Source organism: Vibrio sp. T11.5 (genome assembly GCF_027587155.1).
In the GTDB taxonomy this organism is placed as follows: Bacteria; Pseudomonadota; Gammaproteobacteria; order Enterobacterales; family Vibrionaceae; genus Vibrio; species Vibrio neptunius.
Map to the genome: position 1 here is coordinate 1 of NZ_JAPPTP010000072.1, position 559 is coordinate 559.

Genomic DNA, 559 nt, shown 5'->3' on the forward strand with positions numbered 1-559 from the left:
TTTGTTTGGAGAACCAAAACCGATGATGGTCTTAGTACAGATTAGCGTAGGGCGTGGGTCCGCTTTCGCTGCCTCAATCGCTGCATTGATCGCTTCTGGATCGTGGCCGTCTACTGCAGGAATGACATGCCAACCGTACGCTTCAAAACGCTTAGGTGTATCGTCAGAGAACCAGCCTTCAACATGACCGTCGATAGAGATGCCGTTGTCATCCCAGAATGCGATCAGTTTGCCCAGACCTAGCGTACCTGCTAAAGAACAGGCTTCGTGAGAAATACCTTCCATCAGACAGCCGTCACCCATGAATGCATAAGTGAAGTGGTCAACGATGTCGTGGCCTTCTTTGTTGAACTGTGCTGCTAGAGTCTTCTCAGCTAGCGCCATACCTACCGCGTTAGTGATACCTTGACCTAGAGGACCTGTTGTTGTCTCGATACCTGGTGCGTAACCGTACTCTGGGTGACCTGGAGTCTTAGAGTGCAGTTGACGGAAGTTTTTCAGATCGTCGATTGACAGCTCGTAGCCTGCTAGGTGAAGCAGAGAGTAAATCAGCATAGAG

General features: G+C 50.1%; 1 protein-coding gene. It reads right to left on the reverse strand.

What is annotated here, in order from left to right:
• Positions 1 to 559: thiamine pyrophosphate-dependent enzyme (locus OH455_RS23230; protein WP_269982942.1), on the reverse strand; the 559-nt coding region annotated here is incomplete at both ends.